This window comes from Clostridium sp. MT-14 (assembly GCF_042436595.1).
GTDB classification, from domain to species: Bacteria; Bacillota; Clostridia; order Clostridiales; family Clostridiaceae; genus Clostridium_B; species Clostridium_B aromativorans.
Window position 1 is genome coordinate 26,059 of the sequence record NZ_JBHMIY010000002.1, and the last position, 24,748, is coordinate 50,806.

Consider the following 24,748-nt stretch of genomic DNA (forward strand, 5'->3'; position numbering starts at 1 on the left):
ACAATCCTCCAAATCTATAAAATAGTAAATTCAGTTCCAAATATCAGGAATACTGAATTTACTAATATCTTCTTTTTATAAAACGCTACGGTTGAAGTATAATTCTCAATCCTTTTTTCTGATCAATCAAATCAATGCCTTTTTCAAAGTCTTTTAGAGGCATCGTATGGGTCCCAATTGCTTCTATGTTTAAACCCTGATCTATCATTTTACAAGCCTGGAGCCAATTCTTACGTTCATAAGCTCTATTTCCAATAATGCTAATTTCATTCATTGCTATTTGAGTCATCATGAGTTCACTTGGTCTTGGAGGCAATCCCGTCACACCTATTCTGCCGCGCTTAGTTATCATTTGAACAGCCATTTGAATTGCAGAATTATGGCCGGTAGCATCAAATATAACATCTGCACCTTTGCTTCCAGTAAGATCTTTTACCTTTTTCACAGCACCTTCGTCCTGTGTATTTAGGATATAATCGGCTCCTAATGTTTTGGCCATTTCCAGTCTTTCCTTGTCAGCTGAAGTTCCAGCTACAATTACCTTTCCAACACCCATATTTTTTAAAACTAAAAGCATCAAAAGCCCAATAGCTCCTGGCCCCATGACTACAACAGAATCTCCAAATTCAGGTTTAACTCTGTCCACAGCATGGATTGCTACACACAAGGGTTCCATCAACGCCCCTGATTTAAAGCTTACAGTATCCGGGAGCTTTATTATATTGACAGCTCTAACAGCTACATACTGTGCAAATCCGCCATCATAGTCTGTTCCTAAAAACGGACGGTTGTCACATACTTCGATATTCCCCTCTGCACAATAACTACACTTTCCACAATATATTATAGGATTTACAGTAACACGTTCTCCAACCTTAATTCCCTCTACTTGGCTTCCCACTTCGGCTATTACTCCAGAAAATTCATGCCCAAAAATAGCAGGAAAACTGAGATCATAAGAACTTGCGATTGCCTCACTCCAATGATATAGAGAATGGTCTGTTCCACAGATTCCACTGGCTTTAATTCGAACTAACACCTGATCAGGAGTGATTTGAGGAATCGGCACAGAAGCAAATTCCACACTTTTAGGTGCACCTTTAGTTTTTAAAATAGCATCCATATTACCCTTCATAATAAACTTACCTCCATTTTTTATTTTATTAATTTTTATGTCTTTACTAATAACTTATCGCTTAATCAAAACAATTTTTTCGGATTACTGACAACCCCATCCACCATCCAATATCAATGTCTGCCCTGTAGTATATGATGATTGAGGAATGCAGAAATAAAGCACAGCAGCTGCCATTTCATCTACGGTTCCCATCTTGTTTAAAGGGGTTCTATCAAGAACGCTTTGTAATCTTGCTTTGTCAGCCAACAGGCCTGAAACCATATCTGTCATGACGTATCCAGGGGCTACAGCATTAACATTAATATTGTATGGAGCAAGATCTATAGCCAATGCAGTTGTCATGGACATTAAAGCTCCTTTTGAAGTACAATAGGGAACTATATTTGGTAAAGCCCTTACACCTCTTTCTGATGTCATAGTGACGATTCTGCCTCCATCCTTCTTAGCCATAATCCTAGCAGCAGCCTGAGAAACAAAAAATGTTGCCCTCAGATTAGTATTAAGAACTTTGTCCCAATCTTCTGCTTTAATATCAAGGGTATTTATTCTTGGAATTGCTATACCTGAAATGTTCGCTAAGATATCAACTGTTCCAAAAGCATTACAGGCTTGTGCCATTAAATTATCTATATCTTTCTGAACCAAGATATCTGTGGCAACACTTAGGGCCTCGCCGCCAGCTTCCTCGATCTCTTCCTGAACTCCTGTCAGTTTTCCTACTCTTCGTCCTGCTAACACTACTTTTGCTCCTGCTGCAGACAATGTCAATGCAGTAGCACGTCCAATTCCTGTCCCGCCGCCAGTTATAACTGCTACCTTTCCTTTTAGAGGTTCACCATTTTTGAACCAATTTTCTGTCGTCTTATCATCCATTTTGATCAATCCTTTCACTTATAATTTTTTATATAATTGTTACTTATTGAAATATCTAAATTTTCAAATTAATTTAGATAGATACAGGGCCTTTAAACTTAGCTTTCTTTGCTTCAACCGGCTTAATTTTGGCAAATAACATTATAACTGCACCAACTACGGCAACTGCAGCACCTACAAAAAGGGCATTGTTATAACCAGCAGAATCAACTATGATACCAGTAACAATCGGAGCTATAAGGCCTGCTGCTGTGCCAAAGAATCCATATAATCCAGAAATCATGCCAGCATTTTTCGGCGAATAAATGACAGCAGTTGAAAAGAAAGGTGCTTGAGTGATAGAAAGTAGCCCATTTGAAATAGAAAGATATATAACAGCTACAATAATATTAGTAGACAAACTTGATAATACTAATAAAATAGCAGCTCCAGCTAGCCCAATAACCTCGAACATTTTACGACCTACATTATCTCCCAGTTTTTTAGCAAATGAATCGGCTAATTTGCCGCCAAGGGGATAACAAAACATAGCTACAATATAAGGCGCTACTAAAAGCAGACCGGCTGTTTTCATTGAAAAACCACGCCCAATGGCAAAATAAGTAGGCAACCAAGTCATAAACATAAAGAATAGATAGTTACTTGCGAAATAAGAAAGAGCAACAATCCATACAGATGGTGTTGAATAAATATCTTTGGCAACAACTTTGGCAGCATCCCCAGTAATTTCCTTGTTTACCTGGCCTGATTTAATATACTCTAATTCCGCCTTAGAAAGCCTGTGATCATCCTCAGGCCTGTCTTTACCAAACTTCAACCAAACAAATGTCCATATAGGGCCTATAAGAGCAAATATCCAAAAAACTGACTTCCAGCCAAAACTTGCCATGATAAATGGTGCAGTTAACATGGTAAGAGCAATACCCAACGGTGTGCCAATCATAACGATGCCCTGTGCTAAACCAACTTCCTTCTGAGGCATCCATCTTGACATCAACGTACCATTAGAAGGTAGAACAGTACCTTGACCTACACCAGTTAAGGCACGAACGATGATAATCATTCCAAGTGATGCAACGAATGGCGTTAAGAAAACAAACACTGACCAGAAAAGAACACCGAATATTAAGACTCTGGTAGTACCAAATTTATCGGCTAACGGGCCAGATGGAAGCATTGTAAGACCATAACCTATAAAAAATGCTGTAGAAGCCAAACCAAACTGGGTAGCATTCCAACCAAATTGTTTCATAAGTACGGGTCCAACATATGAAAGACTCGATCTGCCAAGATACATAGCAGCATAAACAAAAACCATCATAAATGCAATAAACCATCGCTTATTACCAATTTCTGAACTCATTGTCTTTTTTACTTCCTTCCTACTTAAAAATTTCACATTATTATAATAATTGAAAATATTAGCATAAATCTTGCTGAAAATTTATTAAAATGTAGAAATTATCATAATATTGTGATAAAATTTACATGAACATACTGTAAAATTTGTAAAACTAAGTATATACTTAAGGGGGAATATCCATGAACTTAAACCAATTATATTATTTTAAAAAACTGGCTGAACTACAACATTTCACTAAAGCTGCTCAAGAGCTGTATATAACACAACCCACTTTAAGTGGCTCCATTTCATCTTTGGAAGAAGAGCTTGGTATTAAACTTTTTGTTAAAAATGGTCGAAACGCTAAACTGACAAAGTATGGAAAACAATTCTATCATTATGTGTGTGCATCTCTAAATGAACTAGAAAAAGGAATTGATTATGTGAAAAAAGAAACTGGAAATATCGCTGGAAGTATTGATATAGGGTGTGTCCCAACATTATATAATTTTTTGCCCAAGGCAATTAACCGATTTTTAAAAACTCTAAATGCCAAAACAAAATTTAATATCTTCACTAATGTGACATCGGAAATTGTACAAGGTATTAAGTCCGAAAAATATGACATTGGATTTTGCTCTTTTTTGGAAAACGAACCTGATCTTGAGTTTATTCCGATTATATCTCAGGAATTTATTCTCATTGTAAACGTTAATCATACTTTGGCAAAAGAAAAATTCGTTAATCTCAAAGATATCCATAATTATTCTCTAATCACCTACCGGGATAATCTATCCATTGGAAAATCCGTTAAAAAACTTTTAAAGCCCTTTGGTTTACGTGCAACATATGCTTTTGACGATGAAGTTGCCATTGGTGGGATTATGTCTTCTACAGATAAAGTTGGCATAGTTGCACACACTCCGTATTTACTTCAATTTCATAATTTAAAGCTCATTAAGTTGGACATGCCATCCAAATTCAATGCACACATAGTATACATGTGTTATGGTAAAAAACATTATCACACCATACCTGTAAAGACATTTATAAGCTATATAATTAAAAAGGAGAAAAAGCTATAGGATCAGGACTGCCAATTGGCATGCATTTTTCCAGAGGAACCTTTATCAACACACCTGCCCCCATATATGCATAGATTTCAAATCCCCTTTTACACTGAAATACACATTCCAAGCAGGGATCTTCATCACAATACGCATAGGCATCTTCATCCGCCAACGCAAATATAAAAGATGTTTTTTGGGGATTTGTCACATACTTTATCTGTCCCCCTGTAAAAGTTTTAATATAAATCCATTTTATTGAAACATTCCTTTTTTTTATTTTCCAGAAAACTTCTACTGCATTTTCGTTGTATCCCCCCGTTATTTTATAATCAATCAACACACACTCTGAAACTTCTGAAGGAGATTTAGCATCCAATAACTGCATTTTTTCGCCACAGCAAGTAAGGATTTTTCCTTCCCCAGCACCAAACAGCTGAAAAAGATTTTTACAATGTTTACAATAATAGAACACTATCTCTTGACACATAACTCCAGGTTTTACAGTCTCTTTAGATCTCCTTGGCCCAAATTCCTGTTCTCGCAAACTAATTCCTCCTTATGCATACGTAATTTTAAATCTTCCCTCAATAAATTCTTTTTCACTTTTCCACTATCAGTTCTAGGAATTTCACCTATAATTTCCAATCTTTCTGGCCAATACCTTTTGGGAATCCTTTTCTGTTTCAAGTACTTTAAAAGTTTTTTTAACGTTAAAGATCTCTGTTCTGACTTCAATACAACATAAGCACAAATCCGTTCGCCAAGCCGCTCATCAGGCATCCCTATCACTGCCTGATCCTGAATCATTGGACACTCGACAATATAGCTGCCAATAATATTGGGATTAAGATTTTCTCCTCCCCTGATAATCATGTCTTTCTTTCTTCCTACTATTTTAATATTGCCATCTTCATCGCCGACACATAGATCGCCGCTGTAGAACCACCCTTCATCGTCCAATACTTTATCCGTAGCTTTTTTGTTATTAATATATCCTACAAATACATTGGGTCCACGAGATACTTCTTCCCCAACTGTTCCTGGAAAAACATCTTGCCTATTCTCATCTACAATACGAACTTCTACTCCCTCTACAGGTCTTCCTGAAGTACTTCCCATCAATTCCAAAGTTTCATCTAATCTCACAAATGCATGAGGAACGCTTTCTGTAGAACCATAGACTTCACACAGTTTAACACCATATTCATAAGCTCTTCGAACCATATTCCCAGGCACTGGAGCCCCGCCACAAAGATAAAATTTTAACGAATTAAGACGCAGCCCCTCATTTTCCATATCATTTAAAATATCATATATAAAAGGGGTTGAACCCATTGAATAAGTGCATTTTTCCGCATTCATAAGTTCAATTGCCTCTTTACTCTTAAACCTACTCTGCAAAATAACCTTTGCTCCAATAAACATAGGGGCAATAATTCCATGGTGAAATCCAGTAGCATGGTTTAACGGTGCAGGCATAAACATAACATCATCTTTAGTAAGACTTAATTCTCTGTTAAAATATCTTTCGCTAAATATTATGTTGTTATGTGTAAGCATGACCCCTTTTGTGTGCCCGGTAGTCCCTGAAGTAAAAAGAACAGCTGCAACATCATTACTATTGACTTTAACTTCATCTGCTAAAGTAGTATAAGTAGAAAGAATTTCTTTCAAAGTAACATTTTCACTTTTTTTCGTTTTAAGATTATCCAACAACACAACATTACTTAAACTTTTTATATATTTTTTAGCCGATATAATCGATTTTTCATAATCGGTCTTATGATACAATGTTGGACAAATAAAAATTTTACTCTCAGTAAGATTCAAAAGATAAACAACTTCTTTTTCGTCATAACACATACCAATAGGATTAATTACAGCACCTACTTTCATACATGCAACAACAATCAGAACAAATTCACTCCATACAGGTATCTGAAAAGAAATTACATCTCCTGGCTCAATACCAACCTTAATAAAATAAGAAGCAATAACCCCCGCCTTTTCGTCTATCTCCTTATAGGTGTACCGGTATCCTCTATCATCTACAACAAATTCTCGATCCGCATAATCTTTCACAGATACATTCCAATAATCCAGAAGAGTTTTATCCCCCCAGTATCCCATTTTTTCATATATTTTTTTTCGACTGCTATTTATCTTAATTTCACCTATCATAGCCCTTTATCTCCTTATAAGAAAGAACACAGCTTGAAACATTCTTCAATTATAGGTTTTTTATTGAACGAACTTCTTTAATTAATGCTGGAACCATTTCAAATACATCACCTACTACACCATAATCCGCTACTTCAAAAATCGGCGCAGATTCATCTTTATTAATTGCTATAATAGTATCTGAAGAACTCATTCCCGCAAGATGTTGCACTGCTCCAGAAATTCCACATGCAATATAAACTCTTGGTGAAACAGTTTTACCAGTCTGTCCTACTTGCTTTGATTGGGGAACCCAGCCCGAATCCACAGCCGCTCTTGACGCTCCCACGGCTCCTCCCAGTAAATCGGCTAGTTCTTTAAGCATTGCAAAATTTTCCGGTCCTTTCATTCCCCTTCCACCAGACACAATATACTCCGCTTCCTCCAGTTTAACTCCAGCATCTTCCGTAGATTTAATGAAATCTATTACTTTTGTAAGAGCAGAAACTTTATCCATCCTGATATTTTCTGTAATTATTTTGCTAATATTGTTCTCCTCTTTTTCCGGTTTTTTAAAAGCACCTGGCCTTACAGTACCCATCTGAGGACGTGTGCCACTGCATAGAATCTGAGCATAGAGATTACCTCCAAAGGCAGGCCTTTCCCATACAACATTTGCATTATCCTCATCTACACTTAACGCTGTACAATCCGCAGTAAGACCTGTCCTCAGACTAACTGCAATTTTAGATCCAAGTTCCCTTCCCCTTATAGTGGCACCTATTAAAATGGTATTTGGCCTATATTTATGACATAATTTTAAAAATGCATTTCCATAGGAATCAGAAGAATAATTTTTATACTCTTCTCCCTGAACTACATAAATTTTATCTGCACCGTAACACTTTGCACCATCAATTGCCTTATCGACATTGCTTTCAATAACCACTGCACATAATTTCTGTTTGAGCCTATCTGCCAGTATCCTTCCCTGCCCCAAAAGTTCAAATCCAACATTTTTTGGCTGTCCTTGAAAGCATTCTATAAATACCCATATATCTTTATATTCCTCAAAACTCATAATTAAAAATCCCCTTTATAATAATTTTGATTCCACAAGCTTACCCACTAAAACTTTCGCCGTTTTTTCCGGATTTACAGCTTCCATTATTTCACCACTGGACTGACGCTTTGGTGTAAAAGTTGCTTTTACCCTTGTAGGCGAACCATTGAGTCCAATTTTAGTAGTATCGATATCGGGCACATCCGTCAAGTGAATCTCCTCTATTTCTGCTTTTAACGAGTCTATTTTCCCCCTAATAGTTGCATACCTCGGTTTATTGCTTTCCTTAGTCAAAGTACAGAGAACCGGTAATTTTGTTTCCACCACTTCTATACCTTCCTCCACCTGACGCTTTACAATACATTTACTCTTACTTATTTCAATATCAAGGACATAACTCAGTCTAGAAATTCCCAGATGCTCTGCAATGCTTGAACCTGTCTGTCCTGTATCTCCATCAATTGCCTGTTTTCCCACAAGGACAAAATCAAAGGACCCTAATTTTTCAATTACCTTAGATAAAATATAACTAGTAGCATAGGTATCTGAACCACCAAAGGCCCTATCCGTAACTAAATATGCTTTATCGGCACCCATAGAAAGAGCTTCCCTTAAAACTTCCTTTGCATGGTCAGGCCCCATAGAAATTACAGTGACCCTTCCACCATATCTGTCTTTCAATTTAAGAGCTTGTTCTAAAGCATTTTTGTCAAATGGGTTTAAAATACTTGGAACTCCTTTACGAATGAGAGTATTTTTTACTGGATCAATTTTAATTTCCGTCGTATCAGGAACCTGCTTAACGCAAACAACAATATTCATCTTGCTTCCCCCTTATTTATATTCCCTTTCTAATACACCTGCTATAGTCATTCTTTGGATTTGATTAGTTCCTTCAAAAATCTGAAATACTTTACAATCTCTCATAAGCTTTTCTACAGGGTACTCTTTGCTATATCCGTATCCGCCAAAAATTTGGACTGCATTGGACGTAACTTCTTGATCACAATCAGATACAAAAGTCTTAGTAATAGCACCTTCCTTACGAACAAGATTTCCATTGTCCATTAACCGCATAGTATTATTTACCAATACTCTAGATGCCTCTATTTTAATTGCCATATCAGCCAGCATCTGCTGTACCATCTGAAATTTAATAATAGGCTTGCCAAATTGTTTTCTTTCTTTTGCATATTTTATAGATTCATCTAAAGCCCTCTGCATAATACCTACTGCTAAAGTGGCAACGAAAGCTCTGGATAGATTAAGTGCATTTAATGCCAGTTTAAATCCGCCCCCATCTTTTCCCAGCATATTGGATGCAGGGACTCTGACATCTTCAAAAATGACATCCGTAGTATTTGATAAGCGGAGTCCCATTTTATCTTCATGTTTTCCAATAGTAATTCCCGGTGTATCTGCATCAATAATAAATGCCGAAATTCCATTATGTCCTGCTTCCGGATCAGTTTTGAAAAATCCTACAAACAATGAAGCCAAGGCTCCATTTGTGATAAATGTCTTAGAGGCATTTAAAATATATTCATCTCCGTCTTTTACAGCAGTTCCCCTAATAGCTGCAGGATCTGAACCTGCATTGGGTTCAGTAAGTGCAAAAGATGCAAAATTGCCTTTCCCAATAACATCAGCAAAATACTTGCCCTGTTCAGGAGTACCGGAAAGAATCACATTTCTTAAAGCAACAAATGTAGTAACAAAAGTAATTGCATAACCTGCATCAACCTTTGCCAGCTCTTCAAAAATCATAGCCGTAGTCTCATAGCTTAAACCAGTTCCACCATAACTCTTAGGGATTTCAAGCATATGAAGCCCCATATCAAAAGAACACTTAAACATTTCTCTGGGACATTCGCCTTTTTCATCTAATTCCTGAATATATGGCTTAATTTCATTTTCTGCCATCTCTTTTACAAGAGCAATTAATTCTTTCTGCTCCTTGGTATACAATAAGCTCATTAATTTTCCACCTCTCATTATTTTTCAAGCAGTTCTAATTCTCTTTTAGATCCCAAGTGTATATATTGAATGTATTTCATAATATCTTTTCCATGTAATAACTGCTATTTTAGATACAGCAAGGTTTCCGGATCAAATTCTTGCATATAGCCGAATAAGTCCGGATTAACTCAAAAATACTTTCACAAAGCATTTCTACTTTGGAACTAAAATATTTTTTCCACCTTGCAAATTATAATAAGAAAATTAATCAATAACACCGCCACTTGCAATTAATTTTCTCGCAGCCGTTAATCTTTGAACCGATCTAGGTCCCTCTTCTAACCACATTGCACGACAATCACGATACATTCTTTCTACCGGTCCATAAGGATTGTCTTCAAAATATCCAATACCACCAAATATCTCCAGACAATAATCAGACACTAATTTTACGGTATTTATACTATGAAGCTTACACATAGCTGCTTTCATTTCAATATCTTTACCTTCTTCATAATCTTTAGCAAAATTATAGATCATCATTCTCAGTGCAAATATTTCAGTACCCATATCTGCAATCATCTGCTGTATTGCTTGTCTTTTAACCAACGGTTTACCAAATGTGACTCTGTCTTTTGCTCTCGCAATAGCCATTTCCAGCATCCTTTGTGCCATGCCGAGATTACTCACTGCTATATGAGCCCTTGACACAGATAATGAGTGTATTGCCACCTTAAGTCCGTCTCCTTCTTTACCAAGTAGATACTTCTTGTTAACTCTCATATTGGTAAATTTTAATCCTGCATGCCCGGCACCGCGACATCCCATCATATGAGGCATAGGAACGACTTCATAACCAGGAGTATTAACTGGTACAAAGAAAGCAGATAATCTCTTATCATTAGGAGCATCTGGATCAGTAACAGTAATTACATATGCAAATTCACAACAATCTGTATGAGAAATCAAAGTCTTTTCACCATTTATTATGTAGTCATCACCATCTCTTACAGCCCTTGTATGCAAATCTGCACCTGTACCACCCGTTTTTTCCGTTAAAGCAAAGCAGGTAAAAATTGTCTTGTCCTGAAATTTGTCCATATATTCATCTTTCAATTCTCTATTTCCAAAATCATCGAGAATTCTCCAGTTCATATCTACTGCATAATGAAGGTGCATACGCATTCCTCCTGGTCCCCTGCTGAACTCTTCCTGTACTTGTAATATCTGCAATGGGCTCAATCCCCATCCACCATATTTCTCCGGCAACGCACATCTATATAAATTGTTTTGAATTGCCAGGTCAAAGAATTTCTGAGGGAACTTATTTGTTACCTCAACTTCTTTCTGAATTTCCTCAAAAGGACCTTCAGCTAAAGCTCTCACCTGCTTTAAGTATGCTTTGAATTCGTTTTCGCTTAATTTTGACACCTTACTACCTCCCTGATATTTTGTAAAAACTTCTATGCTTCCATTTTAGTTAAACGTTTATTATATTTCCAATAGTTACTAATTATCATTTTTGTCACTATCAATAGTTATTAACTATAATTTTGAGGGAAAGACATACTTATCTAACATACACAAATAGCCAAAAATAGGAGACTGCCATACAAGACAAATCAAAATTATAAAAATAGAGTACTGTAAAGTTATTTTAAAAAATAACTTTACAGTACTCCTTTTCTCAAATAATCAAAAATTACACTTGTACTTTTTTATCTGATGATTTTCTCCTAGATATAGGTACTATAGGTCTCACTTGACTTGTCAATAAAATAATTGCACCCAGTATAGATATGCCTGCACCCAGATACAAAGCACTTGAGTATCCATAACTATCAACTATTATCCCTGTAAGCAACGGAGCTGATATACCTCCTATTGTAGCGAAAGTCGCATAAAGTCCAGTAATTTTTCCTGCATCTTTGGAAGAGAAGATCATAGGCATAGAATAATACCCTCCCATTGTTAAACACAATATACCATTTGATATGGATATAAGTACAACTGCGGAAATAGGATCTGATGCCCTGGAGCCCAATACAAGTAATATTCCTGCCCCCACCATTCCAATAAGTGGAAATAATTTTCTACCCATATTATGCCCAAATTTCTTAGCTGCTTTGTCTGCTAGCCATCCCCCAATAGGATATGTAAAAGTTGCAACAATATAGGGCATCATCGTATAAATAGCACTTGCTCCCATTTCAAATCCCCTTCCTTTTACAAAATATGTAGGAAGCCACGTCATAAACAGATAAAATAAATAATTGGTACAGAAAAATGACAATGCACCTGTCCATACAGACAGCGTAGAAAATATGTCCTTATAAGTGAGATCATTATCTTCATTTGGACTGGAGCTGTCATCCGATGTCTTCTTCCTTATATACGTCAGTTCTTCCTTACTTATTTTAGCATAATCTTCTGGCCTGTCCTTTCCAAATTTCCACCAAATAACTACCCAAATTGGTGCTAGAAATGCAAATGAATGAAATACCATCTGCCAACTCCATATTTTAATAATCCAAGCCGAAAGCGGCATTGCACATGCAATACCCATGGAAACACCCATTATACTTATACCCCATGCCAGTCCCGATTCTTTTTTAGGTACCCATTTTGCAATAATTGTAGACATGGCTGGAAGTGAAACACCTTCACCCATCCCCATCACTATACGTATTACAACCATAAGGCCTATTGTTGATCCAAATGGAGTAAGGAAAACAAATACGGACCACCATATGGCTCCAAACATAACAACTCTTCCGCCACCAAAACGATCTGCCAGCCATCCTCCTAAAATCTGAGTACAAGCATATCCAATAAAAAAAGCTGTGGAAACTAAACCAAATTCACTGGCATTCCATCCAAAATAATTTATCATTTCCGGACCTGCCATAGACATACAGGATCTATCCATATATAAGATTAAATAACATAACGTCAGTAATAGAACGATTCTCCATCTTTTATTTCCAATTTTTATATCCATTTTACTCCTCCTAACATTCTTAAATTTAATAATTCGTCATTTTAAATTTTACTTAAACATCTGTTTTATTTCCAATAGTTACTAATTATTGCTTTTATTATTATTAATAGTTATTAACTATAATTTGATAGAGAGATATACTTGTCCAATATAAACAGATAGCTAAAAATTAGTATTTTCCGAAAAAATAAAAAAACCTCAAGAAGAGTATTATTTTAAAATTTTACAAACTATGACTTGTCAAAATATAAAAATAAGGCTCACCCTATTAGGCAAGCCTCACTTACAATTTAATTCTATTTAGATCACACTTCATCACTCATTAGTCGTCTGGCAAATAACTTGGAATGCTTAATTTTATCATCCGTTATAAAAACAGATCTATAACCAAGATCTCTTTCAGCAAGCATTCCAATATATTTTAATTGAGTAAGAATACAATATTTCATTTCATACCTCTCTTTCAAATAACTTATCACGAAATGTAACTTGCTAAGGCTACTGAAAGTAATTTATTTTTTATCATATCAGTCCTTGAAGTCATTATAATTGGTATTTTCGCTCCCATTACTGCTGCTGCTACATCTTTATGTGCATAGTATGTAAGTGCTTTTGTCAAAACATTACCTACCTGCAAATTAGGTGCTACAAGGATATCTGCTTTTCCTGCAACCTCACTTTTAATTCCTTTATGCTTTGCTGCCTCCAGTGATATTGCATTATCCAATGCAAAAGGTCCATCAATTACTGCATTTTTTATTTGATCTCTGTCACCCATTTTGCTTAGTATTGCAGCCTCTACTGTATCTTGTATTGTTGGGTTTATTATTTCAAGTGCGGATAGCAGAGCTACCCTTGGTTTTTTATATCCTATTTTTCTTGCTAGTGATACTGCATTTTCTATGATTTGCTTTTTTTCATCCAAATTAGGTTGTATTGCCATAGCACAATCAGTCAGTAATTGAAGCCCTTCTCCAAACTCCTTGTCAAAGACTGAGATCTGACTTATCAATCTACCCGCATTCAATCCATTTTCTTTATTAAGCACTGATTTTAGAAATGTACTTGTATGCAGCAGTCCTTTCATTATTATATCTGCCTCACCTTTTACTATAAATTCCACTGCTTTTTCTACAGCTTTTCTATTGTCAGGCTCATCAATTGTTTCACATAATAGTCTCTTATTATTTTTAATTGCTATTTTTTCTATTTTTTCTTTATCTCCTACAAGTATAAATTCTCCTAATTTAAGTTCTGTAGCCTTTTCAACTATTTCCAATATATCCAAATCCTCTGCTGCAGCTACAATGATCCTTTTCTTTTTTCCCCATCTTTTTGATTTAATTTGCTCTATTAAATCATTAAGATTTTTTATCATTTTTCTTCCCCCTAAGTACCACTTTGCTTTTTCTTCACCCTTTAAACACCTTAGATAGAATACGTTCAGCAAGCAAATAATTTTTTCCTTTAAGCTTAGCTGCTGTCCCTATTATTTTATTTTACAAATTACAAGTAAAAAATGCTACCTCCTTTGAAAATTATTTTCATTAGAGATAGCCCTTTAATTTTAAAACGATTCAATTTTCTCATTGCAAAAACAATCATATCTGACTTGTGACAATATATGAATGAATTTCTTTATCGCTGGATTATTATTTGATTTTCTCCAGGCTGCAATAACATCAAAAGAATATTGTTCTCCTTTAAGTGGTATAAAACAAATTTTTTTGCTTGCATTAACCTTGAGCTTTTGTGGTACAATTGCAACACCATATCCCGCTTCGACCATTAATAATGAAGAATTTATACACTTATATCGAATCTTCCTATCTTGGGATAATTTTTCCGAATTAAAAATCTCATTCACAAATGTAGCATATCCATTAAAATCATCATTTGAAGGCATCAAAATACGTTCTGAATTCAGTTCATGAATCGTAACATTTCGCTGCTTAGCTAAGGGATGATCATTACATACTACAGCTCAAAGAACATCTTCATATAGCTTGTACGTATTGCACCAGGATAGAATATCTTTATCAAAATTAACTGTCAGGATTAAATCGAAATCACTATTTTTAAGTTTTTGAGCTAATTTTCCATATTCACAAGCCATTAATTTTAGTTCAATATGAGGATAATGTTTTTTAAATAGCTGTATAGATGATACAAGGATATCTTTAGTATGTGCATATAAATAACCGATTTTCAATTCCGCTTTAATCCCATATACTGCCATCTTTACTTTTTTCATACCTTCATCATATCTGTTTACAATAGCAATGGCCTCTACTAAAAATAATTTTCCTATTGCAGTCAACTCAACACCATGGTGATTTCTTGTCAATAAAGTTAAGCCAATTTTTTTCTCCAATAAAGCGATGTGCTTACTAAGTACAGATTGTGTAATATAGAGCTGCTGTGCTGTTATACTAAAATTCAAGTTTTTAGAAAGCACAATAAACTCACGTAATAAGCTAATTGGCATCTCTTATTTCCCCTCTTTATACTTTAAATATTGCCTTATAACAATACATTCTTTTGAAATAGTTTACATTAGTTTGTATCTTAAAAGGCTGCTTCATTATCAAGATATCAAAATCGATACTTGTAATCAATTTTAAATTATTATATAATTGATTCAAAAATGGAATAGGTGAGTTATGATGACAGAAGAACAATTAAAATATTTTGTAACCATAATAGACACGGGCAGTTACATGGAAACCGCCTTAGAGTTAAATATTGCCCAATCTTCTGTCAGCAAACAAATACAGGCACTGGAACGTGAATTAGGTGTCCAGCTTTTTAATCGCCGCCGCAGGCATGTAAAATTAACAGAGGAAGGAAAACAATTATTACCCCAGGCCCGACATATATTAGGAGAAATCTATCATCTAAAATACATGGCAAAAAAACTACAACCTGGATACAAATACAGAATAACAGTATTAACTCTGCCTATAATGAGCTGTTTCGGCTTTCACATTCCAGTAAGCAGATTTGAATTGGAAAACCCTTCATTTATAATTAACCTCAAGGAATTGGAAGAGCCTCAATTATTTCGTAAATTGCTAGGCAATAATTTTGACATAGCATTGACCTATTGGGATGAACAAAACTTAACCAACGGCAAAAACCCGTTTGTCCCTGTTTCAACGGATAAAATTGTCCTGGCAGTTCACAAAGACAATCCCCTGGCAAAACTAGACCACATTACTCAGGAACAATTAAAAAATATCCCTCTTATGCTGATGGAAACCTATACATGCATATCCCATCTATGCATGGCTTTTTTCGAAGAACATCATATTGTCCCGAATATTATATTTAGAGGAAGACCTGAAACTATTTTAGGCGGTGTGGAAGCTAAACTTGGTTCTGCTTTAATAGCATGTAAACTGGCCAGCCAATTACTAGCTAACAATGTTGTCTTAATACCTATCTCCCCCAGTATTCCAGCTACATTGGGAGCTGTTATCAACAAACACAGTCAAAAAAATCCCAAGGTCAGAGAATTAATTAAAATGTTAATTGATAGAAACAATGAATGATCATTATCCTCCTATAGCCGTCATGTTCCTCTTTACATACTCTCCCTTCTCCAGATTATGTTCCTTAGGTTTGTTGTTAATTGAGTCAATTATTATTTTTTTCAAATTTCCTCCATTTCTCAGTGCCGATTTCAAATCTATTTCATAATCTGAAAGGAGGCAGTCTTTGAGCTTACCATCTGCTGTCAATCTGACTCTGTTGCAATTTCTACAGAACTTATGGGAAACAGGACTTATAAGTCCCACCCTACCTTTCCCATCAGGTAATTTATAGTATTCAGCTGGCGATGACACATCTTTTCTTTCAATTTTTTTTAATTCTTTAACTTTCTCTAAAACCGTTTTATTGGATATAAATTTATTCAGTGACCAGTCCTTTGTCCGTCCAATGGGCATAAGTTCAATAAATCTGACATCTATTTTCTCATATTTTGTTAGATTGACAAAGCTTTCTATCTCACTGTCATTAAATCCGCTGATCAAAACCGTGTTTAATTTTATCGGCGCAAGTCCCACTTTCCTAGCTTCTTCAATTCCCTCAAAAACATCTTTCAGGCATCCTCCCCTAGTTACATCATAGTATTTCTTCTGATCTAAAGTATCCAGACTAACATTTACCCTATTGAGGCCTGCATTTTTTAAATTTCCGGCATACTTTTTGAGAAGTATTCCATTTGTAGTCATGGCAAAATCTTTAATTTTATTTAACTTGCCTATGTTTTCAATTAGATTTATGATGCCCTTTCTAATTAGAGGTTCTCCTCCTGTTATTCTTATTTTTTTTATTCCCAGTGACACAAAAATTTTTGCCAGTTTATATATTTCCTCCAGCCTCAATATCTGATCATGTTGTATCTTTGTTATACCTTTTTCAGGCATACAATATCTACATCTGAGATTGCATAAATCTGTAACGGATATTCTCAAATAATTTATGTTTCTTTCATATGAATCTATCATATTATTCCTCCATCACGTGACTCCTATACTCACGCATCTTTAAACATCCACCAAAATTAATATATCTATCTAAATATTGTTTAATCGTTTTTAATAGATGATAAACGTCTCTTAAACAATTATCCATTTAATTTAGTAAATCATAATTTGTACCTGCAATCAATTTAAAATTATTATATAATCGATTCAAAAACGGAATAGTTAAAATATTTTACTATCCTAATAGGCATCATAAATTATTCATTTTTGGAATAAGCAATCACTTTTTTTGAATTGGAAATTGAATTTATAAGATGTTATGCTAAATTTAGATAATGACTTTACTCACAATATTTGATAATTATCTAAAATTATTTATCAGTAAAGGAGGCAACTAAATGGAAGAACAAAAAACAAATAAAAAAGATTTTCTCAGCGCAACAAATATAACGGGAATTACATCAGCCCTAAATGGTTCAAGGGAATTAATTCAAAATGAGTCATCACAAGATGATGTATCATCCTCTACTAAAACTGTAAAAACATGCTGCAGAGCATGTATCTCCAACTGTGGTGTTATTGCCCATGTCAAGAACGGCAGAGTAGTCAAGCTTGAAGGCGATCCTGAAAATCCTATGAGCAAAGGATCCATGTGTGCCAAAGGACTTTCCGGCATACAAGCTCTTTATAATCCAAATCGTAATAAGTATCCAATGCTGAGAGTGGGCAAGCGAGGTGAAAATAAATGGAAGCGTATTTCCTGGGATGAAGCCATTGATATTCTCGCCAAGAAACTTATGGAAACACGTGAAAAGTATGGAGCAGAAGCTGTACTCTGTTCTACTGGAGGAGGTGGAAATCCTGAATTTTGGAGTATCGCCAGATTTTGTAATGTATTTGGTACTCCCAACTGGTTTGAACCCGGTTGTGCTCAATGTTATCTGCCGCGTATTCTAGCCAATAATTTAATGTATGGTGGTTCTGACTACAGTATTGCCGACTCAAATTGCCTGGAAATTTACTATGCCGATGATACACCAATGAAATGCTTGGTCTTGTGGGGAGCAGCTCCTTCCTACTCCAGTCCTGCAATGGGCGGAGGTGCCGTTGCAGACCTTCGTGCCAAGGGAGTAAAAACCGTTGTAATCGATCCCCGTATGACACCAGATGCAGCTAAAGCTGATGTTTGGTTACCTATAAGACCGGGAAGCGACGTGGCACTACTACAGGCCTGGACTCGCTATATCATTGATAAAAAACTTTACGACAGTGATTTCGTCCTGAAATGGACAAATCTGCCTTATCTGGTGGATGTCAAGACCAAGATGTTCTTACGTTCTAATAAGAGCAATGACCCTAATGTTCCAGATACTTTTATAGTGTGGGATACAAAAACCAATTCAGCTAAGCCCCTAGTCTATCCCTGGAATAATGATCTGTCTCCTGCACTGGAGGGCAGCTTTAGCGTAAATGGAGCTGAATGTAAAACTGGATTTCAGCTTTTAAAGGAGAGAGTGGAACCCTATACTATTCAAAAGGCGGCAGAAATATGCTGGCTTAACGCAAGTAAAATTGAAGAGGCCATCAATATATATGCACAAAATTCTCCTGCAGGTCTCTGCCTTGGCGTTGCCACCGATCAAAGCCCCAATTCAGTACAGGCAGCCATGGCAGCAATTATTCTCAATGCGCTGATGGGCAACATCGAAAGGCCAGGATCACTGATGCAACGCTTTAAAACAAGCGGTGTTATTCCCGGTGATGCTGCTGTTTCAACCTATATAGTACCAGCTGCCCGTAAATTGCTTCCAGCGGAACAACTCAAAAAGCGTCTGGGCGGCAACGAATACAAAGGACTTCTATTCTGGTGGGCAGGACACCCTGGTAGTGTCAAAGAGGCAATCCTGACTGGAAAACCTTATAAACCAAGAGTCTGGATTGAGCGTTCCGGCAATAAGTTTGCCAATGTAGCCGAGAGTAAGTCATGGGTTCCCGCTATTAAAGAAATGGAGTTTGTTGTGCATATGTATATGTACCCTACTTCATTCTCCAATTATGCAGACATGCTCCTTCCTGCAGCAGAATGGCTGGAGACGGATATGCCCGTGGAATCCTGTAATAAAGTCTTTGCTAGACAAGCAGTTACCCACCTTTGGGAAACCATGGATGAAACATTATTCTGGTCCAAACTGGCAAAACGCTGTGCAGAACTTGGACATGAAAACTGCAAGAAAGCATTTGATGAAGAATTTATGGGAAACGATCTTCCTTACTGGAAAGATATGAATGAACTTCTAAATCGCTGTACAAGCGCCTTTGATATGACATGGGATGAATTTAAGGAAAAAGCTCCCTTTGAGTTCCTTCCTAAAAACGAGTGGAAACAGTATTATGTCTACAAGCAGAATAACCCAAAGACAGGCAAGCCAAGAGGATTCGATACACCTTCCAAGAAAATTGAACTCTATTTGGAGAGTCTCATTACCTTAGGAAGAACGGGAATGCCTTACAGTACTTGTGAACTGCCTCCTGCTTCAAAAGACTATGACCCGCTGCCATACTATCTGGAACCTTCTGAAAGTCCTATTGAAGACAGTGAGCTTGCTAAAAAGTACCCTTTGGTTATGACCAATGGGAGACTTCCATTTTATCATCATTCAACCTTGAGAAATGTTCCATGGCTGCGTGAAATGTACCCCGTTCCTGAGATCTGGATTCACCCGGAAGCTGCAAAAACCTACGGCATTTCCCATGGAGACTGGGTATGGGTGGAATCACTAAGAGGCAAGATCAAGGCAAAAGCCAATGTGACAAAGGGTATAAATCCTGGTGCCGTATATATGGAACGTTTTGTTTTCCCCGAAAATTACCATACTGAAACAGAAGGATGGCGTGAAATGAACGTCAACGTACTTTCAAAATCAACTGCTCCATACAACGATGTTGTGGGGACCTACACTTTAAGAGGATTTCTCGTAAGGGTTTCAAGAGCTGAGGACGGTCCGCCAAAAGGAGTCTGGACTAAACCTGAACAGTTCAAGGCATGGCTCCCTCAACCATCCGATCCTACGGAGGTGGTTAAATAATGAAACAAAATGTTTTGGTAATTGATTTAGACAGGTGTATCGGCTGCTATGGATGCAGTGTAGCATGTAAAATGGAGAATGAAGTTGCACTGGGTTCTTCGAGAAATAGAGTACTGACCATAGGTCCTACAGGAACATATCCGGATGTACAGATGTATTGGCTGCCGGTTATGTGCCAGCAATGTGCTGATCCTGCTTGTGTCAAGGTCTGTCCTACAGGGGCATGCTATAAACGCAGTGACGACGGTGTTGTTCTCATTGATCAGGAAAAATGCATAGGCTGCAAGAGCTGTCATAGAGCCTGTCCTTATGAAATAAACAACTTCAACAACGAAATGAGAGTAATGGATAAATGTACTCTGTGCACTCAATTGACAGAAAAAGGTGAAAAACCTGCATGTGTAAAAAATTGCTCAGGCAGGGCCATGATTTTTGGCGATATCAATGATCCGGACAGCGATGTATCCCTGGCATTAAAAGAAGCTGGCAGTGAAAATGTATATAGTCTTCGGGATGTTGGCACTCACCCTTCTGTTCGATACATTTTGCGCCGTGACAAGTGGATTGATGTTATCCCGCAGGAGTGCAGCCAGCAGGACGGGAGGAAAAGATAGGTGAATAAGAATCCAGAGTACCTGACACTTATGAGAAACCGTGAAAATTTGTATCGTTTTTTGGAGCGCCTTTATAAATCAGAAGTGGATGAACCCTTATTTATGCAGATGAAAAACATGGACTTTCCTGTAGATTGCTGTGAAATTGAACTCAGGGAAGGATACCAAATGCTTGGAAAATATCTGGATAATCATGGTAATACTGCATTGACTGACCTGGCTGTAGATTATGCGAAAATTTTTCTTGCTGCAGGAATAGCGGAGGGTTCTGCTGCATTTCCCTATGAGTCGGTGTATACCAGTGAAAAGAAAATCATGATGCAGGATGCCCGGGATAAAGTGATGACTATATATGCGGCAAAGGGTCTGAAAAAAGATGAGGAAAAGCTGAATCTCTTTGAAGATCATATATCCCTGGAACTGGAATTTATGGCATTTCTATGTCAAGAGGCACAAGAAGTTTTGAATATACAGGATGAATCAAAATTTTTGCCCTGCTTAAAGGAACAGATGAATTTTTTAAGTAAGCATTTATTGAATTGGGTTCCAAGCTTCTGCAGTGATATAGAAAAGTATGCCGATACAGAATTTTACAAGGGGATTGGAAAAATCACCAACGGCTATTTGCACTTGGACAATACAATTCTGGAAAGTTTAACGAATTAGCTGCAAATATAATTTATAAAAAGATAGGAGGGGTAATCATTGGGTTATTATGTGAGTTCGGAAAGAATGGACAAAATAATCGATGAACTTAAAAAAGAATACAAAATATATGCTCCTAAACGCTTTGAAAATCGCGGTTGGAAGCCTAATACCGACCTAATACGCTATGCTGAAATCAATTCGGTATCAGAGATCGTCTATGATGAAAAATCTGATTTTTCACCGAAAGAAGTCTTTTACCCTATTAGTCAGACACTTCTTTATTTTACGGAAGATAAATGTATTGAGAGTAGTATTGATGACAGTAAAAATATCATTTTATTTGCCCGCCCCTGTGATATTAACGGCATCAAGAGGCTGGACACCATTTTCCTGAAAAACGGCGATAAAGAGGATAATTATTATAAGCGATTACGTGATAAAATAAAGATCTTCATGATGGAATGCCGGAAAGGATGGGATAATTGTTTCTGCGTTTCCATGGGTTCAAATCGGACTGACAACTACAGCGCAGCTGTAAGATTTGAAGACAACGGCCTATTGATAGAAGTAAAGGATGAGGAATTTAAAAAATACTTCAGCGGGGAAACCTCAAGGGATTTTACTCCTGAATTTGTTCAGCAAAACCAAACAAAAGTAAAATTACCTAAAATAGACAATATTGATCTCTTGAGAAAAGTTTACAACTTGAAATTATGGGATAGCTTCAATACAAAGTGCATAAGCTGCGGCGCCTGTAATACAGTCTGTGGTACGTGCAGCTGTTTTGACACTACGGATATCATATACAATGAAACAAGCCGCAGGGGAGAGAGAAGAAGAGTATGGTCATCCTGCATGCTTGAAGAATTTACAACTATGGCAGGTGGACATAAAGTTAGAGAAACAGCCGGTAAAAGAATGAGATTTAAAACCCTGCACAAGGTTTATGATTACAATGCCCGTTTTGGCGGTACAGAGCATATGTGTGTAGGCTGCGGCCGCTGCAGCCGCCGATGTCCAGAGGAGATTTCATTTTCTGATACTATCAACAGTTTGAGCGATGAAATAGAAAAAATATCAAGTGAAGAACCATCATCCAGGGAGGTGAATAAATAATGACCAATATCACCTTACCTGCACCTTATAAAATTCTAGATGTGATACATGAAACCAATGCCGAATATACCTTCAGGGTTGCATATGATAAGGACAATATCAAGTACGGACAATTTTTTCAGCTGTCAATTCCCAAGGTAGGCGAGGCCCCGATATCCGTAAGCGGCAAGGGAGCTGGATGGCTTGAATTCACAATTCGAAAGGTAGGCAGACTTACAGAGGGAATTTTCGGCCTGCAGCCTAATGACACACTGTTTATGAGAGGTCCCTATGGTAACTCCTTCCCCCTAGATAAATTCAGGAACAAAGACCTGGTGGTAATTGCCGGCGGTACCGGCTTCGCTCCAGTCAAAGGCCTTTTAAACTACTTTTATGAACATCCAAAAGAGATCAAATCCGTAAATCTAATTGCCGGCTTCAAAGATATCGACTGCGTTTTGTTCGAGTATGATCTTAAAAAATTCAAAACTGTATTCAATACAATCTATACCTTAGATAATACTAAAGTAGATGGATTTGAAACTGGAATGGTTACAGCGCACATTAAAAAGATTCCATTTAATACCTTTAAAGACTATAATGTTATTATAGTTGGTCCTCCAATAATGATGCACTTTGCAGCTCAGGAGTGCCTTGCAAATGATGTGGAAGAATCCAAAATATGGGTTTCTTTTGAAAGAAAAATGTCCTGTGCAGTAGGCAAGTGCGGACACTGCAAGATAAACGAAACCTATGTCTGCCTGGAGGGACCGATTTTCAACTATACTAAAGCCAAAGATCTGCTGGATTAACTATTAAATTCTTTGGCATTGTTGGCTCCAAATTTTATACCCAAATTAATCTATGATTATTTATGTGAAAATTAGGCAAAACTTGAATCAGCTTAAATGTTAGATTTGGCAGATTCAAGTTTTGTCTATATAATAATATAAAAATAGGGGGAATTAAAAATGATTGATGTAGATAATGCTCTAAATATAATTAATGAAAATACAAAAAAGCTTCCTTTAGAAAAAAAGGATATACTATCCTGTCTTAACAAAATTTTAGCAGAGGACATATATTCCAAAGATGATCTCCCACCCTTTGACAAGTCCGCAATGGACGGATATGCTATCAAAAGTGATGATACTAGAAACTGTGATGCAGAAAACGCGGCAGAATTTGAGATCAAAGGATCAATAAAAGCAGGAGACTATTGCGAAGATGAACTAAAATCCGGTGAAGCTTTTAAAATTATGACAGGAGCGCCCCTGCCTAAAGGTGCAGATGCTGTTATAGAAATTGAAAAGGTGGAAGTTAAAGGCAGTATATTAAAAGTATCCCAAATTGTAAACAAAGATAATAATGTAGTCAAGCTTGGAGAAGAAACTAAAGTTGGTGAATTGGCACTAAATAGGGGAAGTAAGATTAGGCCCGTAGAAATAGGCTTATTGGCTTCATTAGGGTATAGTTCTGTAAATGTCTATAAAAGCCCTACTGTTGCCTTAATCATTACTGGGGATGAATTAGTCAGTATAGATAGCAAACTGAAAAGAGGTAAAATTAGAAACAGCAATGAATATTCACTAAAAGCTTTAATTAAAAATTTAGGTGCAAAAGTCTTGTCCTTAGGAGTAATTAAAGATGACAAGGACAATTTAAGAGAAAAAATTAAATATGCCTTAGAAAATGCGGATATAGTAGTCAGCTCAGGTGGAGCATCTGTTGGAGACTACGACTTTATAGACGATCTGTTAAAAGAAATAGGAGCAGATATAAAATTTACCTCAGTAGCAATCAAGCCTGGAAAACCAGTAACTTTTGCCACATATGAGGAAAAACTATTTTTTTCTCTGCCAGGCAATCCATTGTCTTTAATAACAACTTTTCAAGAACTTGTTAAACCTGCAATTGAAAAAATGATGGGTAAGCAATTTGAAAATAAAGGAGAATTCCCTGTTATTTTAATGGAAGATTTTAAAGCCAAAATAGGAAGGAAAAAATATATATACGTAGAAATTAAAGAACATGATGGAAAATATTACGCTTATAAAGTAGGATCACAATCTTCCAATCATCTAATGACTATGAGTAGATCAAACGGAATTATTATTATTCCTGAAAAATGTGCAAATGTTAAGGCAGGAGAGGTCTTAAATGGAAAATTCATACTATGACATTATATGATTCTACTGAGTATAGA

The 24,748-nt window shown here is 36.4% G+C and carries 22 protein-coding genes and 1 pseudogene; 8 read left to right on the top strand and 15 right to left on the bottom strand.

Annotation, left to right across the window (positions count from 1 at the left end):
* Nucleotides 1-85 precede the first annotated feature (85 nt).
* The 3 genes from ACFHWD_RS02025 to ACFHWD_RS02035 form a co-directional block, all read right to left on the bottom strand.
* Nucleotides 86-1,135 (bottom strand): zinc-binding dehydrogenase, encoded by a 1,050-nt coding sequence (locus tag ACFHWD_RS02025; RefSeq protein WP_150356631.1) that lies wholly within the window; start codon nucleotides 1,133-1,135, stop codon nucleotides 86-88.
* Nucleotides 1,136-1,219: 84 nt separating this feature from the next.
* Nucleotides 1,220-2,011, bottom strand: coding sequence for an SDR family NAD(P)-dependent oxidoreductase (locus tag ACFHWD_RS02030; protein ID WP_179977772.1), 792 nt, complete (start codon nucleotides 2,009-2,011; stop codon nucleotides 1,220-1,222).
* A gap of 73 nt (nucleotides 2,012-2,084) precedes the next feature.
* Nucleotides 2,085-3,374, bottom strand: a complete 1,290-nt coding sequence (locus ACFHWD_RS02035) for an MFS transporter (protein ID WP_150356633.1) — start codon at nucleotides 3,372-3,374, stop codon at nucleotides 2,085-2,087.
* A gap of 179 nt (nucleotides 3,375-3,553) precedes the next feature.
* Here ACFHWD_RS02035 and ACFHWD_RS02040 point away from each other — a divergent pair, with 179 nt between their 5' ends.
* Nucleotides 3,554-4,438, top strand: a complete 885-nt coding sequence (locus ACFHWD_RS02040) for a LysR family transcriptional regulator (protein WP_179977773.1) — start codon at nucleotides 3,554-3,556, stop codon at nucleotides 4,436-4,438.
* On the opposite strand, the gene ACFHWD_RS02045 is transcribed toward ACFHWD_RS02040, so the two are convergent.
* From ACFHWD_RS02045 to ACFHWD_RS02095, 11 genes and pseudogenes are all read right to left on the bottom strand, one after another.
* Entirely contained in the window at nucleotides 4,416-4,967 is a 552-nt protein-coding gene (locus ACFHWD_RS02045; protein ID WP_378060039.1) for a hypothetical protein, read from the bottom strand. The two genes, ACFHWD_RS02040 and ACFHWD_RS02045, sit on opposite strands and share 23 nt — an antisense overlap.
* Entirely contained in the window at nucleotides 4,922-6,604 is a 1,683-nt protein-coding gene (fadK, locus tag ACFHWD_RS02050; RefSeq protein ID WP_179977774.1) for a medium-chain fatty-acid--CoA ligase, read from the bottom strand. The genes ACFHWD_RS02045 and fadK overlap by 46 nt, the downstream gene beginning before the upstream one ends.
* A gap of 49 nt (nucleotides 6,605-6,653) precedes the next feature.
* Complete coding sequence (locus ACFHWD_RS02055; protein WP_179977775.1) at nucleotides 6,654-7,664, bottom strand: electron transfer flavoprotein subunit alpha/FixB family protein; 1,011 nt, start codon at nucleotides 7,662-7,664, stop codon at nucleotides 6,654-6,656.
* 15 nt (nucleotides 7,665-7,679) lie between these two features.
* Nucleotides 7,680-8,468 carry an electron transfer flavoprotein subunit beta/FixA family protein gene (locus ACFHWD_RS02060; RefSeq protein WP_179977776.1) on the bottom strand — a complete coding sequence of 263 codons (789 nt, stop codon included), beginning with the start codon at nucleotides 8,466-8,468 and terminating at the stop codon, nucleotides 7,680-7,682.
* A gap of 12 nt (nucleotides 8,469-8,480) precedes the next feature.
* Nucleotides 8,481-9,623 (bottom strand): acyl-CoA dehydrogenase family protein, encoded by a 1,143-nt coding sequence (locus tag ACFHWD_RS02065; RefSeq protein WP_378060043.1) that lies wholly within the window; start codon nucleotides 9,621-9,623, stop codon nucleotides 8,481-8,483.
* Nucleotides 9,624-9,869: 246 nt separating this feature from the next.
* Nucleotides 9,870-11,036, bottom strand: coding sequence for an acyl-CoA dehydrogenase family protein (locus ACFHWD_RS02070; protein ID WP_150356640.1), 1,167 nt, complete (start codon nucleotides 11,034-11,036; stop codon nucleotides 9,870-9,872).
* Nucleotides 11,037-11,307: 271 nt separating this feature from the next.
* Nucleotides 11,308-12,606: an MFS transporter gene (locus ACFHWD_RS02075; protein ID WP_378060045.1), complete on the bottom strand. Its 1,299-nt coding sequence runs from the start codon at nucleotides 12,604-12,606 to the stop codon at nucleotides 11,308-11,310.
* Between the two features lie 305 nt (nucleotides 12,607-12,911).
* A complete protein-coding gene (locus tag ACFHWD_RS02080) occupies nucleotides 12,912-13,055 on the bottom strand; it encodes a hypothetical protein (RefSeq protein WP_229981640.1) in 144 nt (47 codons plus the stop codon).
* Between the two features lie 26 nt (nucleotides 13,056-13,081).
* Nucleotides 13,082-13,984: a bifunctional enoyl-CoA hydratase/phosphate acetyltransferase gene (locus tag ACFHWD_RS02085; protein ID WP_179977779.1), complete on the bottom strand. Its 903-nt coding sequence runs from the start codon at nucleotides 13,982-13,984 to the stop codon at nucleotides 13,082-13,084.
* A gap of 189 nt (nucleotides 13,985-14,173) precedes the next feature.
* Nucleotides 14,174-14,575: pseudogene (locus ACFHWD_RS02090) on the bottom strand (LysR substrate-binding domain-containing protein); the annotation flags it as partial.
* A 15-nt stretch (nucleotides 14,576-14,590) separates the two neighbouring features.
* Nucleotides 14,591-15,094, bottom strand: a complete 504-nt coding sequence (locus ACFHWD_RS02095) for a LysR family transcriptional regulator (protein ID WP_378060048.1) — start codon at nucleotides 15,092-15,094, stop codon at nucleotides 14,591-14,593.
* A gap of 178 nt (nucleotides 15,095-15,272) precedes the next feature.
* Between ACFHWD_RS02095 and ACFHWD_RS02100 the strand changes: the two genes are divergently transcribed.
* Entirely contained in the window at nucleotides 15,273-16,160 is an 888-nt protein-coding gene (locus tag ACFHWD_RS02100) for a LysR substrate-binding domain-containing protein (protein ID WP_179977781.1), read from the top strand.
* A gap of 3 nt (nucleotides 16,161-16,163) precedes the next feature.
* Here the strand turns inward: ACFHWD_RS02100 and moaA are convergent, their stop codons facing one another.
* Nucleotides 16,164-17,120 (bottom strand): GTP 3',8-cyclase MoaA, encoded by a 957-nt coding sequence (gene moaA / locus ACFHWD_RS02105; RefSeq protein WP_179977782.1) that lies wholly within the window; start codon nucleotides 17,118-17,120, stop codon nucleotides 16,164-16,166.
* Between the two features lie 377 nt (nucleotides 17,121-17,497).
* Between moaA and ACFHWD_RS02110 the strand changes: the two genes are divergently transcribed.
* The 6 genes from ACFHWD_RS02110 to glp all read left to right on the top strand — a co-directional run bounded on the left by ACFHWD_RS02110 (nucleotide 17,498) and on the right by glp (nucleotide 24,722).
* Nucleotides 17,498-20,185, top strand: coding sequence for a molybdopterin-dependent oxidoreductase (locus ACFHWD_RS02110; protein WP_179977783.1), 2,688 nt, complete (start codon nucleotides 17,498-17,500; stop codon nucleotides 20,183-20,185).
* Complete coding sequence (locus tag ACFHWD_RS02115; RefSeq protein ID WP_150356647.1) at nucleotides 20,185-20,799, top strand: 4Fe-4S dicluster domain-containing protein; 615 nt, start codon at nucleotides 20,185-20,187, stop codon at nucleotides 20,797-20,799. The genes ACFHWD_RS02110 and ACFHWD_RS02115 overlap by 1 nt, the downstream gene beginning before the upstream one ends.
* The gene (locus ACFHWD_RS02120) at nucleotides 20,800-21,465 is read left to right on the top strand and encodes a molecular chaperone (RefSeq protein ID WP_150356648.1); all 666 of its coding nucleotides are present in this window, start codon (nucleotides 20,800-20,802) and stop codon (nucleotides 21,463-21,465) included. It begins immediately after the preceding gene.
* Nucleotides 21,466-21,504: 39 nt separating this feature from the next.
* Entirely contained in the window at nucleotides 21,505-22,563 is a 1,059-nt protein-coding gene (asrA, locus tag ACFHWD_RS02125) for an anaerobic sulfite reductase subunit AsrA (protein ID WP_106010010.1), read from the top strand.
* Nucleotides 22,563-23,354: an anaerobic sulfite reductase subunit AsrB gene (gene asrB / locus ACFHWD_RS02130; protein ID WP_378060052.1), complete on the top strand. Its 792-nt coding sequence runs from the start codon at nucleotides 22,563-22,565 to the stop codon at nucleotides 23,352-23,354. The genes asrA and asrB overlap by 1 nt, the downstream gene beginning before the upstream one ends.
* A 159-nt stretch (nucleotides 23,355-23,513) precedes the next feature.
* The gene (gene glp / locus ACFHWD_RS02135; RefSeq protein ID WP_179977785.1) at nucleotides 23,514-24,722 is read left to right on the top strand and encodes a gephyrin-like molybdotransferase Glp; all 1,209 of its coding nucleotides are present in this window, start codon (nucleotides 23,514-23,516) and stop codon (nucleotides 24,720-24,722) included.
* Nucleotides 24,723-24,748: the final 26 nt, after the last annotated feature.